Genomic DNA, 15,880 nt, shown 5'->3' with positions numbered 1-15,880 from the left:
GCCTCCGGGACGCGCGCGGAGCGCCGTCAGACGCTTCCGCGCTGTGGCAGCCGTGCCTGACCCGCCTGACAATTGAGTCACGCCGTACGGCAGCCCCGCCGGACGATCTTCGGAGCACGAATGACCGATCACGACCGGCCCCCGTTCATCCCCGTCCCGCCCCGCCTGTTGGTCGAGAAGACCCACAGCAGCGAGACGGCGACGGTGGAGCGGCTTGCCATGAACCGCACCGGCAGTTTCGAGTGGGACCTCGACGCCCGGACACTGGACATCGACGAGGCCGGTCTGCTGGTCTTCGGCCTGGATCCGGCCGTTTTCGACGCCCGGCCCGAGTCCCTGATGGAACGCCTGGACCCGGCTGAACGGATCCGTCTGGATGTGGCGATCGACGAGGCCGTCAAGGGCGGGAGCACCTCGTACAGCGTGCACTTCCGCGTTCCGCTGGATGACGGCGGCGATCAGTGGACCCATGTCCAGGCGCGCATCCTGCGCGGCACCGACGGGATGGCGCACCGGGTGATCGGCCTGGTGCGGGACGCGACCGCGGAAGTCACCCATTCGGCCTTCGTACTGGATCTGGAAAAGCGCCGTCAGCGACAGACAGACATAGTTGAACGAACGACCAGCGCATTGTCGCGAGCGGTGACCGTCGACGACGTCACCGCCGCGCTGACCGGGCCGGGCGGGCTGGCACGGCTCGGCGCCGACGGGCTCGCCCTCGGCCTGCTGGACAACACCACGCTCAACGTCATCGCCCTGAGCGGCGAATCACTGGAGGTCGTCGACGAGCTGGGCTCCGGCCGGCTCGACCCGAAGTTTCCGCTGGCCGACACCGTCCTGAGCGAGCGGCCACGCTTCGTGAGCTCGCTCGACGCACTCACCCGGCGCTATCCGGTGCTGGAGCCGTTCGTGGGACAGCTCAAGTTCCAGGCGGCGGCCTATCTGCCGCTCGTCGCCCAGGCCAAGACCCTCGGCGGGCTGGCGCTCTTCTACCGCGAACGCACCGCCTTCACCGCCGACGAGCGCAACCTCTGCCTGGGGCTCGCCGCGATCGTCGCCCAGTCCCTCCAACGGGCCACGCTCTTCGACGAGGAACGCGAGTTCGCCACCGGGCTCCAGTCCGCGATGCTGCCCCGCCGCATCCAGGACATCGAGGGCGGAGAGATCGCCGTCCGCTACCACGCCGCGTGGAGCGGCCGTCAGGTGGGCGGCGACTGGTACGACGTGATCGCCCTGCCCAAGGACCGCTTCGGCATCGTGGTCGGCGATGTGCAGGGCCACGACACACACGCGGCGGCGATCATGGGCCAGCTGCGCATCGCGCTGCGTGCGTACGCCGCCGAGGGGCATCCGCCGTCGACGGTGCTGGCCCGGGCCTCCCGGTTCCTCGCCGAGCTGGACACGGACCGCTTCGCCACCTGCACATACGCCCAGGTCGACCTCGCGACAGGAACGGTGCGGGTGGTAAGGGCCGGCCACTTCGGCCCGCTGATCCGGCACACGGACGGCCGGGTCGGCACCCCGCAGGTGCGCGGCGGCGTCCCGCTGGGCATCGCGACCGACTTCGGCGACGAGGAGTTTCCGGAGACCCGGCTGGACCTGGTCCCGGGCGAGACGCTGGTCCTGTACACCGACGGTCTCGTGGAGGAGCCGGGCGCCGACATCGATGCGGGGGTGCGCACGCTCATCAACGAGGTCAGTGCCGGGCCGGCAGGCGCAGAAGCGCTGGCCGACCATCTGTCGGACCGGCTGTGGGAGCGCTGGGGCTCGGGCGACGACGTCGCCCTGCTGGTGCTGCGACGCAGCCCCGACCCGGGGTCCCCACGGGCACCGCGGCTGCATCAGTACATCCACCAGGCCGATCCGGAGGGGCTCTCCGACGCCCGGACGATCGTGCGTCAGGCCCTGACCGACTGGAACATGTCCGAACTCGCGGACGACGCCGAGCTGGTGACCGGCGAACTGCTGGTGAATGTGCTTCTGCACACGGAGGGCGGGGCCGTCCTCACCCTCGAGGTGCTGCCCGAACCGGTACGGCGCGTCCGGCTGTCGGTACAGGACCGCTCCAGTGCCTGGCCCCGGCGCCGCACACCCGGCGAGACCGCGACTTCGGGGCGGGGACTGCTGCTCCTCGACGCCGTCGCCACCCGCTGGGGCATCGAGCCCCGTGGCGAGGGCAAGGCGGTCTGGTGCGAGATCGGGCCGGCCGCGCCACCCGTGTCCGCACCGGTCCGCAGGGAGCCCACGGGGCCCGTGGACCGCCTCGGCAAAGGCGGCTCGGACCGTCCCGGCTCCCTGGGTGCGCAGAGCTGACGGCAACCACATATCGGGGGACCGTACGGAGGGCAGAGGTTTGGGGGGCAGCCTGGAGGCCGCAACCTCGAAGGCGCAGCGTTGGGGGGGGACGACATCGAGGGGCGGCATCGAGGGACACATCGAGAGGACGGCATTGAGGGGCGCGCCTCGTCCCACAGGACAGGGCGCGCCCCTCGGCCGGTGTTCCGGGCACAGTCAACGCGCCCGGGTCCCGGCGTACGTCAGTGCTGCGCGGTGCGGCGCTTGCGCACGGACCACATGATGCCGCCACCGGCCAGCAGCACGGCGACAGCCGCGCCACCGATGATCGGCGTCGCGGACGACGAGCCGGTCTCGGCCAGATCCGGCGAGCTGGGGCTCGGCGCGGCCGCGGCAGGCGCGGACGACGAGGCGGTCTCGCTGGGAGTGTCGGTCGGCGTGGGAGTCGCCGTGGTGGGCGTCTCGGACGGCTTCGTCTCGGACGGCGTCGGCGTGGGCTCCTGCGTCTCCTCGCACACCGGTGCCTGCTTGGACTCGTCACGCGAGTACTTGTCGCCGTCACCGGCCTTGACGACCAGACGGACCGTCAGCGCCTTGTCGTGCTCGGGCAGCGCGATCGTCTTGTCGAGCCCCTTGCCGAAGGTCTCCGTCGGCAGGAGGTCCTTTCCGTCGACGGTGACGGTCACCTGGTTGGTGACGTCACCGTTGTACGCGGTCAGGTGCAGGCTCACTTCGGTACAGGTCACGTCCCAGGTGGGGGTGTGAGCTGCGGCCGGACCGGCGGTGAGAACCGCACCGGTCAGACCGACAATCGCGGCGGCGGCGAGGGTTCCCGCAGCACGCCACGATCTCCTGGGTATGGTCATGGATTCTTCCTCCGCAAATGTTTCATCGCCCGAATGGCGGTGGGGCGCACAGTACTGCCCCCGTCCCCTCTGTGTGCACCCGCCCCACAGACCATTCGGCTTCACAACTGACCCCACATCGCCTCCGGTTGGGGCAACCCGGACACGGCCACCAACAGGGCTTCATCGCTGCCGTGGCGCGAAGTGAACGTCCGACGCCGGAGCGTGCCCGTGGGGTAGTCCGCGGGCACGATCACCCGCGGACCGTCAGAGCGGCCGGTACATGATGTGAAGTCCCACGAACCCCTTCTTCGGGTGGTCGAACCCCTCCGGCAGGGTTCCCAGGACCTCGAAACCGAGGGAGCGGTAGAGCCCGACCGCGGCGGCGTTGCCTTCCACGACCGCGTTGAACTGCATGGCGCGGAACCCGGCCGCGCGAGCCCAGTCGATCGTGTACACGCACAGGGCCCGCCCCACACCCTGTCCGGAGCGCCGGGGGTCGACCATGTAACTGGCGCTGGCCACGTGTGAGCCGTTGCCCATCTGGTTGTTGTTCATCTTGGCCGTGCCCAGGACGCCGCCGTCCTCGTCGACCGCGACCACCGTGCGGTTCGGGGGTTTCAGGAGCCACCAGTCAAGGGCCTCGGCCTCCGCGAGATCGAGAGGGTAGGTGAACGTCTCGCCCGCGGCGACGATTTCGTGGAAGAAGGGCCAGATGGCGGGCCAGTCCTCAGCGGTTGCTTCCCTGATCAGCATGGTGCAAAGAATGTCTGGTCCGGGAGCCGCCGGCGAACGACTTACCCCGGCTGCCCGCTGTCCGGCGCGGGCTCCGGCGCGGAGGTGTCCGGCGCAGCCGCATCCGGGCCAGCAGCCCCGCGACGCCGCCACCTTCGCCGGCCTCCCATTCACCGGCTCCCCGTTCACCGTCATCCCGTTCGGCGGCTCCCCGTTCACCGTCATCCCGTGTGCCGTCCCCCAGCGCACCGGGCTCCGGCCGTTCAGCCGATGCCTCCTCCGCCCCCGGCGGACGCGCCGGACCGGCCGAGGTCACCGGCACCTCGGGTTCGCCCGAGGCTCCTGCATCGCCCGCCACTTCGGAACACCGCCTTTCCCCCGGTCGCGGGGCCGCGCGCAGTTCGCGTGCGCTGTCCAGCTCCATCCCGAGGGTGACCCGCCGCCAGAGGATCTCGTCCGGTTCATCGGCGAGCATCAGCCGTGCCATGGCCTCGCGCCCGGCGGCCGATCCGCCCTGGCCGAACACCGGTACGGGCCGGACCCGGCCGAGATAGGCACGCTCGTACGGATCGTCCACGACCTCGGCCAGTTGGATCGGGTCCAGCCCTTCCCCGACGACGGCGGCACGGGCCCAGGGGTCCTCGGTAAGGGCCAGCAGCCGCTCGGTCCGACGGGAGCGCCAGTTGCGCGCCCGGCAGTCCGTTCCCGCGTCCAGTCGACTGCGCATCCACGGCGGGCTGTTGCCCACCATGAGTTCGGGCGACCGCGCGGCCAGCCCGCCCAGCTCCTGCGCGAGATAGAGCCACACCACCGCTCGGTAGCGATTGAGGTAGAACGCGACCGGCGTGACACAGCCCGCACGCGCCAGCCGGCTGAAGCGGACCGGACTGATCCCGAGCAGCCGGGCCCCGTCCGCGGTCCCCACGGTCCGCACCCGCTCCTGCAGCATCCCGGGGAATCCGTCCTGCGACGTGAACCGGTCGATCTCCTCCCGGCGGACGCCGGCCCGCCCTCCGGGCTGCCGAGCCTCCACCCGGACGATGCCCAGATGGACGGCCAGCGCGAACTCTCCGCGCCTCAGCTCCAGTTCCGCCGCGGCCCTGCTGACGGTGATCATGTGAACGCCGTCTTCCCGCACCGCTTCCGTCATCGGCATGACGCTTCTCCCCCGTGAGTCCCGAATACTCTCCGTGACCACGGTAGTACGGAAACGGCAACCGCCGCCCGGCCTGTGGATAACCTCTGGACAGGGCGGCGGCACCGACCGCACCCTCAGACCCTGTTGACCCCGGCGCTCCCGTCCTGCCGTGCGGCCACACCGAGGTGCTCCCCGACCCGGTTGACCAGCAGCGTCATCTCGTACGCCACCTGCCCCACATCGGCCTCCGCCTCACTCAGCACACACAGGCAGCTGCCGTCTCCGGCAGCCGTCACGAAGAGCAGCGCCTCGTCGAACTCCACCATGGTCTGCCGGGCCTTTCCGGCACGGAAGTGCCGGCCCGATCCGCGGGCAAGACTGTGCAGTCCGGACGACACGGCGGCCAGATGCTCCGCGTCCTCACGCGCCAGCCCCGTGCTCGCTCCCGTGACCAGACCGTCGTTCGACAGCACCAGGGCATGCCGTATGTGCTCCACCCGGCTGGTGAGATCGTCAAGCAGCCAGTCGAGTCCCCTGTCCAGCGCCATTCTGTTCCTCCCCGTTCATACGTTCCCCGTGCCCCGCTTGTGCGCAAGCCTTACGCACCGGTCACGTACGGGCAAGCGCCCCGCTGCGCATCACCGGGACGGAATCAGGCCAAGACAGCTCAGCCGACCGAGTCCAGAAGCCGTGCGGTGTGCATCCGGCCCGCGTACTCGACCATCCGGATCAGGACTTCCTTGCCCGAATCCCGGTCTCTGGCGTCGCAGAGCACCACCGGTGTTCCGGGGTCGAGATCGAGGGCGCGCGACACATCCCGTTCGCCGTACGAGCGAGCCCCCGCGAAGCAGTTGACGGCGACGACGAAGGGAATTTTGCGGTGCTCGAAGTAGTCGACCGCCGGGAAGCAGTCCTCCAGCCGCCGGGTGTCCGCCAGAACCACCGCGCCCAGGGCGCCTTGGGAGAGTTCGTCCCAGAGGAACCAGAACCTGTCCTGGCCCGGGGTTCCGAACAGGTACAGGGAGAGCCCGGACCTGATGGTGATACGTCCGAAGTCCATGGCGACGGTGGTGGTGGTCTTCTGGGCGACGCCATCGGTGTCGTCCACCGACTGTCCGGCCTCGCTGAGGAGTTCCTCCGTGCGGAGGGGCCGGATCTCGCTCACTGCGCCGACGAGCGTCGTCTTGCCGACCCCGAACCCGCCGGCGACGAGGATCTTCAGGGCCAGGGCGTCGTTCGGAGCGGCTTCGGCGGACTCGTCCCGGGGGCTGTCGGCGTGCTCGGTCGGCATGGACCACTTCTCTCACCAGTGAGCCCCAGGACGTCGAATGCGCAGGTCAGGGTCGTCACAAGGTCTCGGATTCAGTGCATCTTCGGCAGGCGTACGGCGACAGCATGGCAAACCGGCACCCAGTCCGTGGGGTGCGATCACTATTTTGAGGATGTGACTGTTTCGGGCCACCCGATGCCCGGAACCGCACGAATTCCGGTGCGATTGTCAGCCATCCGATTGTTCTTGGCCGATAACCACGCGCAGCCCTTCCCCGGCTCCGTGTTCCTGCTCGCTGCGGAGCTGCTCCTCGCCCAGGAGGGAGCGCAGCTTCTTCCATCGCCGGGAGTGACGCTGCGCCACCGCGGCAGGAACCGGACCGTCCGCCGGCGCGTCCGGTCCCGACCGGGCCGAAGCGCCCAGCAGCCGCGCCGCGGCGCGATGGTTACCGAGGCCGAGTTCGATGTCGGCGACGAGTTCGCCCGCCACCGATGCGGACCGGCGGTCACGGAGATCGAGCATCAGACGGGCGGCCTGCGCCGCGTAGCGCCGGGCGCGGAGCGGGTCACCCTCCCACCGGCTGATCTCCGCCAGGACGAACCGGGTCCACGCGTCGGCCAGGGGATCGGGGGCGGTCGGGGTCCACTCCCCCGACGTCGCGATGACGTCCATGGCCGCCTCGGGTTCGGCCTGGACCAGGGCCAGTGCGAGCAGGGCGACCGTCACTCCCTTGCCGGGACCGAACTCCGGCGCGCGCGGCAGGTGTTCCAGGGCCTCGGCGAATTCCGTGGCCGCCTCTTCCGCCTCTCCCTTCCACAGGCGCGCGATGCCCCTGATCTGGGCGAGCTGCCCGACGCAGGTGCTGTCGCCGTCCCGGACGGCGAGCGGCCAGGCCTCGGCGAGCACCGGGTCCGCCGCCTCCAGATCGCCGTCGCACACCATGAGCTGGGCGAGCAGCCACAGCGACCTCGCGGGGCGCGCGCCGAGCGTGGCGTCGAGCGCCCGCTCCAGGTACCGCCGCCCTTCAGTGACCCGGTCATCGGCGACCCAGTGGAACCACAGCGAGACGGCGATGCCCGAAGCGGTCTCCGCCTCCGCGGCGGGCGACAGCGGAGCGGTGGCGGGGTTCATGGCGGCGTACAGGTCCGGACGGGCCGAGAGCACGAGTTCGTCCGCCTCACGGTGCCGCCCCATCCGCCACAGGAGGGCCGCTTCCTCGGCCACCGCGGCGTAGTGGCGCCGGTGGTGCAGCACGACGGCCCACCGGTCGCCGCGCGCGTCGAGCCGGGCAGCCCCCGTCCGCCGGGCCGCGGCAGGCATCCGGTAGCGGCCCTCGGCGTCCGTCAGCAGCACGCACAGGGCCAGCCGGTCGAGGGAGGCCAGCACCTCCGCGACGGGCAGCGCCCCGGAAACACAGACGGCCTGCACGGCGGCCAGGCCGAAGGGGCCCTCGAACACGGAGAGCCGTTCCCAGAGCAGTTGTTCCGCCGCGTCGCACGTCAGATAGGTGCGCTCGGCGTCGGCCAGGGGGCCGGGCCGGGCAGGTGGGCCGAGCGGATCGTCGAGTACGGCGTCCAGGGTCTCGTCGCCCAGCCGGCCGGCCGCATGCCGTACCGCGCCCGGAACCGCGTCGAGCAGGTCGCACAGTTCCGAAACCCGGGCCCGCAGGGCGGACACCTCCGCACCGCCGTCTGCCCGGATGTCCGGGAGCGGGCATCCCGCGGCAGTGGCCGCGGCGGTGAACACCCGCATCGCTTCGGACCCGTCCAAGGGGCCGAGCAGGAGGGCCGCTTCGCCCGCCAGACACAGCCGGCGCCGGGCGGTGACCAGGAGCGAGACGCCGGGGAACTCGTTGAGCAGGCCCGCGATCTGCGACCTGGCGTGGGGTCCGAGGTGTTCGCAGTCGTCCACCACCACGAGCGCGTCATGAAGGTCCTGGCCTCGCAGCCGGCGGGCGGCCTTCTCGGGGGCCGCACCCGCCGGTGCCGACGTCGGCGACAGCCAGATCACCTGTCGGCCCGTCAGGAGTTCCGTTTCGGCCGCGCGGCGGGCCAGCCACGACTTGCCGATGCCCGGCGGGCCGTGCACGGTGACCAGCCGTTCTCCCGTCAGGAGCCCACTGAGGCTGCGTATTTCCTGGTCTCTTCCTGCCATCCGCCCAGTCCTCCACATCCCGATGATCATGCCCACACATGCTCATGGCATAGTCCGATGCACCTCGTCCGTCTCCGCCGCCAACCGGTGAATCCGCCAGGAAGAAACGTGTCACGCAGCGAACACACCCTCAGCGAAGCCGACCGCACGGTGATCCATGCGCTTCAGATCGCGCCCCGCGCGGGCTGGAGCCGGCTGGCTCCGGTTCTGGGGAGCCGTCCGGACACACTGGCGCAGCGCTGGGCCAGGATCACCGCCGCAGGAACGGGCTGGTGCGGGGCGCTGGCACTCCACACGGGAGAGACGCCTCCCTGCATGGCCTGGATCGAGGTCCTCTGCACCGGCGAGCGGAACGAGATGCGGTCCGCCCTGCTCACCGAGGATCCGCATGTGCTGTCGGTGTTCGAGGTGACCGGGGCCCGCGCCCTGCTCCTGTTCGTCGCCTTCCCGGATCTGTCGATGCTCGACGAGCACATCTCCACCCGGTTACTGCGCCTTCCCGGCGTGACGGGAACCCGGACCCATCTCGTCACCGCGGTCCATCGCACCGGGGCCCGGTGGCGGCTGGACCGGCTGACGCCCACACAGGCCCATCGTCTGATCGACCTGCCCGGCCGCCCGCGTGAACCGGGCGCGAGCGCGGCCCCCTCCCTCAGGCCGGAGGACCGGCGGCTGGTCCTGGCCATGGCGGGTGATTCGCGGCTCTCCGTGGCCGAGCTGGCCCGGCGGCAGGGCCGGAGCGAGTCCGCGACGCGACGCCGGCTCATCCGGCTGGAGAGCAGTGGGACCCTCACCCACACCTGCCGGCCGGCGCCGCTCTACTCGGGCTGGCCCGTCTCGGTCGTGATGTGGGCGGACTCTCCGACGCCAGACCTCGCGACGGCTCAGCCCATCGTCCACCTGCGGGAGACGGTCGAGTTCATGTCGGTCACCGGTCCGCACAACCTCGTCATCGCCCTCACGCTGCGCTCGCTCGATGACCTGCCGGCCTGTGCGGCCACCCTGACGCGGCGGGTGCCGGGGCTCAGGATCGCGGACGCGATCGTCGTCCTGCGGTGCCATAAGTTCGCCGCCCAGGTGCTGGGCTCCGACGGCCGCCGGATCGGCACGGTCCCACCGGACATCTGGACGCGCCCGGTTCCGCTGCCGGCACGCTCATGACGACCGCGGCGGGGGTGGTGAGCAGGAGACGTGGCCGGGCGTCTTCGAGCCGCGCGCCCGGTCGCCCACGCGCCGGGCGCGCCCGCGGTCTCAGCCGTACGAGAGGTCGCTGCACACGTCGTCCGCGGCGGAACGGGATCTGTCCGTGACGTCGGACGGCAAGGAGCCGGGGGCGGGTGACGCGGGTGCCGGTGACGCCAGGGCCGGCGAGGGGTCGTCGGCGTAGTCACGGCCGACGATCACCTGGATGCCTGCCTCACCGGACTCCTCGACCCGGGCTCCGCCGAGGAACCGGGCCGTGGTCTCGGCCCCGGGCTTCTCGCCGGGCCCGTAGGTGACGACGGTCCGCTCCTGGTCCTGGGAGTTCGCCGTGGCGGTGCCGGTGACGGTGAAGCCGTGCGTACGCAGGAACTCGGCCGCCCGGGCCGCGAGTCCGGTCACCGTGGTGCCGTTGTAGACGGCCACGTCGATGCCCGTGCCGGAGACGGGCGTGGCGGAGGCGGTGGCCGGTGCGGGCGCCGGCCCCTTGTCACGGCTCGTGCCCGCCGCGTCCTGGCCGTCGATCGTACGGTCGGCCTTGAGCGTCGCCCACAGCGCGTCGGCCTCCGCTTCCACGATGGCGACGCGGGCCCCCTCGTAGCGCCAGGGAACCGTGAGGAACTTGGTGTTGCGCAGGTCGATGTTCTTCATCGACAGGGCGAACCTCAGCAGTTTGTCGGCCGAGCCGAGGCCCGGGTCGACGGTCATCGCATCGGTCGCCGCGTTCGCCAGGGGCAGCAAGGTGGCCGGGTTCAGGCCGCGGGACTTGACCTGCTTGATGAGGGAGCCCACGAACGCCTGCTGTCGCTGGATCCTGCCTATATCGGAGCCGTCACCGATGCCGTGCCGGATCCGTACGTAGTCGAGCGCGCGCTGTCCCGAGACCTCTTGGGGGCCCTTGGCGAAGACCCGCTCGCCCCGGGTGGGGCGCTTGGGGTTCAGATCCCGCTGGTAGATGTCCTGCGGAAGGCAGACGGGCACGCCGCCGACGGCCGACGTCAGTGCGGAGAATCCGGCGAAGTCGACGACGACGGTGTGGTCGACGCGCAGACCGGTGAGGTGCTCGACGGTGTTCTGGGTGCAGGCCGGATTGCCCTCGGCGGTCTCCCCCACCGAGAAGGCCGCGTTGAACATGACGTGCTGCTGCGGGGCCGTCCACGCGCCGCCGGGCTTCTTGCAGGACGGGATGTCGACCAGTGAGTCGCGGGGGATGGAGACGGCGACGGCGTGCTTGTGGTCGGCGTAGACGTGCAGCAGGAACGCGGTGTCGGAGCGGCCGACGTCGCCCGTGCCGCCGCCCAGTCCGCTGTTGTCGCCCGCTCGCGTGTCGGATCCGATGACGAGGACGTTCTGTCCCGCGGACGTGTCGGGCGGCCGGTCGCCGGAGATGCCGTCGGAACTGAACGTGTCGATGCTGCCGGTCAGTTTGAGATAGCCCCAGCCGGCTCCGGCGACCAGCAGGACGAGGAAGGACAGCCCGATCACCGCCGTCCGCCGCAGCCGGCCTCCCCGGCCCACGGCCCCCTTGTGACTGCCTGTCATCGATCACCCCGTTCGTCCGGCTGCCGTACGTAAGGACCGGCATCGGCCTCGCACGGTTGCACGGTTGCGCTGTTCGGCAGGTTGCGGTGGCCTCGTGGATCACCGGCCCCGTCCATCCTCGGTCCGATCCCCTGTCCACGACCGGTTGCCGGAAACATTGACCGGAAGACGCCCGGTACCGCCTGTGCCCTGGGCAAATCCCCGCCGATCCTGAAGAGTGGGTCCACGGTCGTGAGGACAGGGCGCGCCGCCGCGGGTCCGCTGTGCCTGCGGGACCACCCCGCCGCTTCACGGCCCGCGCGTCCAGGGAACCATAGGGGAAGGGCCGTCGTCCTCTTCGGTGGCGGCCGACGGAACACTGATCAACGGATCACCGGATCATTGGAGGAAGTTCATGGGTGTGACCCTGGCCAAGGGCGGCAACGTCTCCCTGTCGAAGGAGGCGCCCGGCCTGACCGCGGTGACGGTGGGCCTGGGCTGGGACGTGCGGACGACGACGGGCGCCGATCACGACCTCGACGCCAGCGCGCTGCTGTGCTCGGACGCCGGCAAGGTCCTGTCGGACCAGCACTTCGTCTTCTACAACAACCTCAACAGCCCGGACGGTTCCGTCCAGCACACCGGTGACAACCTCACGGGTGAGGGCGAGGGCGACGACGAGTCCATCAACGTGGACCTGGCCGGCGTCCCGGCGAATGTCGCCAAGATAGTCTTTCCGGTCTCCATCCATGACGCCCAGAGCCGGGGGCAGAGTTTCGGCCAGGTGCGCAACGCCTTCATCCGGGTGGTGAACCGCGCCAACGGGGTGGAGCTCGCCCGCTACGACCTGAGCGAGGACGCCTCGACCGAGACGGCGATGGTGTTCGGTGAGCTGTACCGGCACGGTGCGGAGTGGAAGTTCCGTGCGGTCGGCCAGGGTTACGCCTCCGGGCTGGCCGGCATCGCGACGGACTACGGCGTCAACGTCTGACCGCCCGCACGGCGAAACCCGTGCGACCGGGCCCGGTGCCCGACCCGGACATCCGGGTCGGGCACCGGGCCCGGTCACGTCACCCTTCCTCGCTCCCCTGCCCCGGTCCGGCCGGGATCCGGCTGATCCTGCTCGGCCACCAGGCCTTGGGACCGATGTCCACGACCAGCGCCGGGGCCAGCAGCGAACGCACCACCAGGGTGTCCAGCAGCACTCCGAAGGCCACGATGAACGCGATCTGGGCGAGGAACGCCAGCGGAATGACGATGAGCGCCGCGAAGGTGGCGGCCAGCACCACTCCGGCGGAGGTGATCACCCCGCCCGTGCTCACCAGGCCTCGCAGCACTCCCTGCCGGGCCCCGTGCTCCAGGGCCTCCTCCCGGACCCGTGACATCAGGAAGATGTTGTAGTCGACGCCGAGGGCCACCAGGAACACGAACCCGTACAGCGGCACGGACGCGTCGGTGCCGCTGAAACCCAGGACGTGCTCGAAGACCAGCGAGGAGACCCCGAGGGTCGCGAGGAAGTTGAGCCCTACGGTGGCCACCAGCAGAACGGGGACCAGCACCGACCGCAGCAGCCCCATCAGGATCAGCAGAATGATCACGAGGACCACCGGCACGATGACGCCGCGGTCGCGCTCGGCCGTCTGCTGGGTGTCGTACTGCTGCGCCGTGTAGCCGCCGACGACCGCGTCGGCTCCCGGGACGCCGTGCACGGCGTCACGCAGACGCTGGACCGTCGCCTTCGCCGCGTCGCTGTCGGCCGCGTCGTCCAGGGTCGCGTCGATGCGTACCCGGCCGTCGACCACGAGGGGCGGCCCGTCGCCCGGGCGTCCGGACTCGGTGACGGGTGCCGCGGAGGCGACGCCGGGGGTGCCGGCAGCGGCGGCGGTCACCTTGTCGGCCCGGCCGGCTGCCGCGACGATCACCGCGGGGTTTCCGGAGCCTCCGGGGAAGTGCTTGCCCAGCGTGGCCTGTGCCGAGACGGACGGGGCGTCGTTCACGAAGATCTCGTCCAGAGGCACGCCCTTCGACGTGAGCGTGGGTGCGAACGCCGCGCAGGCGACGAGGACCAGGGTGGTGGAGACCCACACCTTGCGCGGGGACCGGTCGACGCGGCCGGCGATCCGGCGCCAGATGCCGTGCCCGCCCGGCTCCTGGCCGGCGGGACGGGGCCTGGCCGGCCAGTAGGCGGCCCGGCCGCACAGGACCAGTACCGCGGGAAGGAACGTCAGCGTGCTCAGCACCGCGCAGACGATGCCGATGGCGCCCACCGGCCCCAGGGCCCGGTTGTTCGTCAGATCACTGAGCAGCAGCGCGAGCAGACCCAGTGCCACCGTGGCGGCGCTGGCGGTGATCGCTCCGAAGGACCGCCGGAGCGCGGCGAGCGCGGCGGCCGTCCGGTCGCCGTGCCGGGAGAGTTCCTCCCGGAAGCGTGCGGTCAGGAGCAGGGCGTAGTCGGTGGCCGCCCCGATCACCAGGATGGACAGGATGCCCTGGACCTGGCCGTCCACACGGACGACGCCGTGGTCCGCGAGGGCGTACACGACGGCGCAGGCGAGACCCAGGGCGAGTACGGCGCTGAAGATGATCAGGAACGGCAGCAGCACGCTGCGGTAGACCAGCAGCAGGATCACCAGCACAGCGGCCAGTGCCACGCCCAGGAGCAGGCCGTCGATTCCCGCGAACGCGTCCTTGAGGTCGGCCTGGCTGGCCGCGGGCCCGGCGATCTCCGCCCGGGTGCCGGGCACGGAGCCGGCCGCGGCGCGTACGCGGTCCAGGGTGTCCGGCAGCGCGTCACCGAGGTCCGAGCGCAGTTGCACGACGCCGGAGAGCGCCTGGCCGTCCTCGGACGGCTGTGCGCCCGATGGCGTGCCGACCACACCGGGCTCCCCGGCCAGGGAGGCGAGTGCGCGCGTGGCGTCTTCCTGCGCACCGCCCGGGATCCGGCCCGTCCGGCCGGTCCACACGACGATCGCGGGTACGGTCCCGGACTTCTGGAACGCCTTCTGCGCCTCGGACACCTTGGTCGACTCGGCACTGCGCGGCAGGAAGGCGGCCTGGTCGTTCGTCGCGACCTCGCCGAGCTTCCCGGCGTACGGGCCGAGCGTTCCTCCGATGCCGAGCCAGACGACGAGCAGGGCTACGGGCACCAGCCATCGGACGATGCGGTGCCGCGGTGCGGGCTTCATTGCTTCCCCATGGGTCGATACACGTGATATCTCTCGGCCATTCATTATCTCAATCAATGAGAGATATTACGGTGGGGGTATGCGTACAGCAGACGGAGGCCCGGACAGAGGCACGAGCGACGGCTTCACGGGGCTTCAGTCGTTCGCTGTGCTGCTGCGCGGGATGACGAGCGAGCTCAACCGCGTCACCCATCAGTTCGCCCAGGCCCAGGGCCTCCATCCCACAGATGTGCAGGCCCTCATCGCCATCCTCGACGCCGAGCACGGCGAGGACGGCTCGGCCATGACCCCGGGGAGACTGCGTGAGCAGCTCGATCTCACCTCGGGTGCGGTGACGGCGTGTCTCGACCGGCTGGAGCGTGCGGGGCACGTTCACCGCGTCCGCGACGGCGGCGACCGGCGGGTGGTACGTCTGCACTACGCGCCGGCGGCGAAACTGGTCGCCCGCGACTTCTTCAGACCGCTGGCGGCCGCCACCGATGCGGCCCGGCGCCAGTTCGACGAAGCCGAACTCCAGGTCGTCGTCCGCTTCCTGGAAGCCATGAACGACGAGCTCACGCACCTGAGGGGAAGCGGGAGCGGGCCGTAGCGGGGCGGCAGCCGGCCCCTCAGAGGGCGCGCAGGCCGTTGATCACCTCGCGGAGGATCCGTTCATCGGGCAGCTGAGCGGGTGGTACCGGGCGGCTGACCGTGACGTAGCCCGATTCGAGCAGGTCGCCGAGCAGCACGCGCACCACGCCGACGGGCAGGTCGGCGTCGGCGGAGAGTTCGGCGACCGACTGCGTCTCGGTCCGGCAGAGGGCCAGCAGCGTCCGGTGCTCCGGCCCGAGCAGCACGTCCTCGGAGCTCCCGGTCACGGTGTCGTCCAGGGTGACGAGCGCGATCAGGTCGAAGCGCGCGCCGCCCGGACCCGGCTCGGTCCGCCCGCCGGTCATGGCGTAAGGCCGGACGAGGGGTCCCGCGTCGGCGTCGTACCACTGGCTGCCCGGCAGTTCGTACGGGTCGGGGGCCTGTGGGCCTCCGTCGGTCATGGACACTGCGCTCCCCGCCCCCTTCAGCCGGCTGCCGACGGATGCTCGGCGAAGCGTGCCGGGGTACGCAGGTGCTCACCGACCCGTTTGACGAGGCGGGCCATCTCGTAGGCGACCAGGCCGATATCGGCGAACGCCGTGCTCAGCACGGCGAGGCACGACCCCTCCCCCGCGGCGGCGACGAAGAGGAATCCCTCGTCCATCTCGACCATCGTCTGGCGCACGCCCCCCGCCCGGAAATGCCGTCCCGCACCCTTGGCGAGGCTGTGGAACCCGGAGGCGACCGCTGCCAGGTGCTCTGCGTCCTCACGGCTGAGCGCGCTCGACGCCCCGACGGCGAGTCCGTCCCCCGAAAGCACGACCGCGTGCCGGACCTCGCCGACGCGGGTCACCAGATCGTCCAGCAGCCAGTCGAGTTCACCGGATCGGCGGGGTACCCCGGTCCTCTCGTTCGCGATCATGCGGGGTCTCCTTCGCTGGGCGGGCGGACCGAGCCGGGTCCGGGC

At 71.0% G+C, this 15,880-nt stretch carries 14 protein-coding genes; 4 read left to right on the top strand and 10 right to left on the bottom strand.

Annotation, left to right across the window (positions count from 1 at the left end):
• Nucleotides 1–120 precede the first annotated feature (120 nt).
• A complete protein-coding gene (locus EAO72_RS18595; RefSeq protein ID WP_148018460.1) occupies nucleotides 121–2,313 on the top strand; it encodes a SpoIIE family protein phosphatase in 2,193 nt (730 codons plus the stop codon).
• A gap of 224 nt (nucleotides 2,314–2,537) precedes the next feature.
• Here EAO72_RS18595 and EAO72_RS18590 read toward each other — a convergent pair whose 3' ends face one another.
• The 6 genes from EAO72_RS18590 to EAO72_RS42050 all read right to left on the bottom strand — a co-directional run bounded on the left by EAO72_RS18590 (nucleotide 2,538) and on the right by EAO72_RS42050 (nucleotide 8,437).
• Nucleotides 2,538–3,161 carry an LAETG motif-containing sortase-dependent surface protein gene (locus EAO72_RS18590; protein ID WP_187285128.1) on the bottom strand — a complete coding sequence of 208 codons (624 nt, stop codon included), beginning with the start codon at nucleotides 3,159–3,161 and terminating at the stop codon, nucleotides 2,538–2,540.
• A gap of 246 nt (nucleotides 3,162–3,407) precedes the next feature.
• Nucleotides 3,408–3,896: a GNAT family N-acetyltransferase gene (locus tag EAO72_RS18585; protein ID WP_148018459.1), complete on the bottom strand. Its 489-nt coding sequence runs from the start codon at nucleotides 3,894–3,896 to the stop codon at nucleotides 3,408–3,410.
• The gene (locus EAO72_RS42540; RefSeq protein WP_222724114.1) at nucleotides 3,871–5,031 is read right to left on the bottom strand and encodes a DUF6397 family protein; all 1,161 of its coding nucleotides are present in this window, start codon (nucleotides 5,029–5,031) and stop codon (nucleotides 3,871–3,873) included. Before EAO72_RS42540 ends, EAO72_RS18585 begins: the two co-directional genes overlap by 26 nt.
• A gap of 116 nt (nucleotides 5,032–5,147) precedes the next feature.
• Nucleotides 5,148–5,561, bottom strand: coding sequence for a roadblock/LC7 domain-containing protein (locus tag EAO72_RS18575; RefSeq protein WP_148018458.1), 414 nt, complete (start codon nucleotides 5,559–5,561; stop codon nucleotides 5,148–5,150).
• A 119-nt stretch (nucleotides 5,562–5,680) separates the two neighbouring features.
• Nucleotides 5,681–6,304 (bottom strand): GTP-binding protein, encoded by a 624-nt coding sequence (locus EAO72_RS18570; RefSeq protein ID WP_148018457.1) that lies wholly within the window; start codon nucleotides 6,302–6,304, stop codon nucleotides 5,681–5,683.
• A gap of 207 nt (nucleotides 6,305–6,511) precedes the next feature.
• On the bottom strand, nucleotides 6,512–8,437 hold the full coding sequence (locus EAO72_RS42050) for a hypothetical protein (protein ID WP_187285127.1): 1,926 nt from the start codon (nucleotides 8,435–8,437) through the stop codon (nucleotides 6,512–6,514).
• 108 nt (nucleotides 8,438–8,545) lie between these two features.
• On the opposite strand from EAO72_RS42050, the gene EAO72_RS42045 reads away from it, so the two are divergent.
• Nucleotides 8,546–9,598 carry an Lrp/AsnC family transcriptional regulator gene (locus tag EAO72_RS42045; protein ID WP_187285126.1) on the top strand — a complete coding sequence of 351 codons (1,053 nt, stop codon included), beginning with the start codon at nucleotides 8,546–8,548 and terminating at the stop codon, nucleotides 9,596–9,598.
• A 90-nt stretch (nucleotides 9,599–9,688) separates the two neighbouring features.
• Here EAO72_RS42045 and EAO72_RS18560 read toward each other — a convergent pair whose 3' ends face one another.
• Complete coding sequence (locus tag EAO72_RS18560) at nucleotides 9,689–11,179, bottom strand: LCP family protein (protein WP_187285125.1); 1,491 nt, start codon at nucleotides 11,177–11,179, stop codon at nucleotides 9,689–9,691.
• 394 nt (nucleotides 11,180–11,573) lie between these two features.
• Here EAO72_RS18560 and EAO72_RS18555 point away from each other — a divergent pair, with 394 nt between their 5' ends.
• Nucleotides 11,574–12,149 carry a TerD family protein gene (locus EAO72_RS18555; RefSeq protein WP_148018456.1) on the top strand — a complete coding sequence of 192 codons (576 nt, stop codon included), beginning with the start codon at nucleotides 11,574–11,576 and terminating at the stop codon, nucleotides 12,147–12,149.
• Between the two features lie 79 nt (nucleotides 12,150–12,228).
• Here EAO72_RS18555 and EAO72_RS18550 read toward each other — a convergent pair whose 3' ends face one another.
• Nucleotides 12,229–14,343: an MMPL family transporter gene (locus tag EAO72_RS18550; protein WP_187285124.1), complete on the bottom strand. Its 2,115-nt coding sequence runs from the start codon at nucleotides 14,341–14,343 to the stop codon at nucleotides 12,229–12,231.
• 79 nt (nucleotides 14,344–14,422) lie between these two features.
• On the opposite strand from EAO72_RS18550, the gene EAO72_RS18545 reads away from it, so the two are divergent.
• Entirely contained in the window at nucleotides 14,423–14,932 is a 510-nt protein-coding gene (locus EAO72_RS18545) for a MarR family winged helix-turn-helix transcriptional regulator (RefSeq protein WP_148018455.1), read from the top strand.
• Nucleotides 14,933–14,951: 19 nt separating this feature from the next.
• On the opposite strand, the gene EAO72_RS18540 is transcribed toward EAO72_RS18545, so the two are convergent.
• Together EAO72_RS18540 and EAO72_RS18535 are read right to left on the bottom strand one after the other, a co-directional pair.
• Nucleotides 14,952–15,374 carry a DUF742 domain-containing protein gene (locus EAO72_RS18540; RefSeq protein WP_148018454.1) on the bottom strand — a complete coding sequence of 141 codons (423 nt, stop codon included), beginning with the start codon at nucleotides 15,372–15,374 and terminating at the stop codon, nucleotides 14,952–14,954.
• A 23-nt stretch (nucleotides 15,375–15,397) separates the two neighbouring features.
• Nucleotides 15,398–15,835: a roadblock/LC7 domain-containing protein gene (locus EAO72_RS18535; protein ID WP_148018453.1), complete on the bottom strand. Its 438-nt coding sequence runs from the start codon at nucleotides 15,833–15,835 to the stop codon at nucleotides 15,398–15,400.
• Nucleotides 15,836–15,880: the final 45 nt, after the last annotated feature.

It is taken from the genome of Streptomyces sp. OR43 (assembly GCF_008042275.1).
Classification (GTDB): Bacteria; Actinomycetota; Actinomycetes; order Streptomycetales; family Streptomycetaceae; genus Streptomyces.
This window is presented reverse-complemented; position numbering and strand designations above follow the sequence as displayed.

Bases quoted from the DNA above. Each gene is read 5' to 3' on its own strand.
- EAO72_RS18575 (WP_148018458.1), bottom strand. From the start codon at position 5,561: ATGGCGCTGGACAGGGGACTCGACTGGCTGCTTGACGATCTCACCAGC.
- EAO72_RS18570 (WP_148018457.1), bottom strand. From the start codon at position 6,304: ATGCCGACCGAGCACGCCGACAGCCCCCGGGACGAGTCCGCCGAAGCC.
- EAO72_RS18590 (WP_187285128.1), bottom strand. From the start codon at position 3,161: ATGACCATACCCAGGAGATCGTGGCGTGCTGCGGGAACCCTCGCCGCC.
- EAO72_RS42540 (WP_222724114.1), bottom strand. From the start codon at position 5,031: ATGCCGATGACGGAAGCGGTGCGGGAAGACGGCGTTCACATGATCACC.
- EAO72_RS18560 (WP_187285125.1), bottom strand. From the start codon at position 11,179: ATGACAGGCAGTCACAAGGGGGCCGTGGGCCGGGGAGGCCGGCTGCGG.
- EAO72_RS18585 (WP_148018459.1), bottom strand. From the start codon at position 3,896: ATGCTGATCAGGGAAGCAACCGCTGAGGACTGGCCCGCCATCTGGCCC.
- EAO72_RS18545 (WP_148018455.1), top strand. From the start codon at position 14,423: ATGCGTACAGCAGACGGAGGCCCGGACAGAGGCACGAGCGACGGCTTC.
- EAO72_RS18595 (WP_148018460.1), top strand. From the start codon at position 121: ATGACCGATCACGACCGGCCCCCGTTCATCCCCGTCCCGCCCCGCCTG.
- EAO72_RS18535 (WP_148018453.1), bottom strand. From the start codon at position 15,835: ATGATCGCGAACGAGAGGACCGGGGTACCCCGCCGATCCGGTGAACTC.
- EAO72_RS42050 (WP_187285127.1), bottom strand. From the start codon at position 8,437: ATGGCAGGAAGAGACCAGGAAATACGCAGCCTCAGTGGGCTCCTGACG.
- EAO72_RS18550 (WP_187285124.1), bottom strand. From the start codon at position 14,343: ATGAAGCCCGCACCGCGGCACCGCATCGTCCGATGGCTGGTGCCCGTA.
- EAO72_RS18555 (WP_148018456.1), top strand. From the start codon at position 11,574: ATGGGTGTGACCCTGGCCAAGGGCGGCAACGTCTCCCTGTCGAAGGAG.
- EAO72_RS18540 (WP_148018454.1), bottom strand. From the start codon at position 15,374: ATGACCGACGGAGGCCCACAGGCCCCCGACCCGTACGAACTGCCGGGC.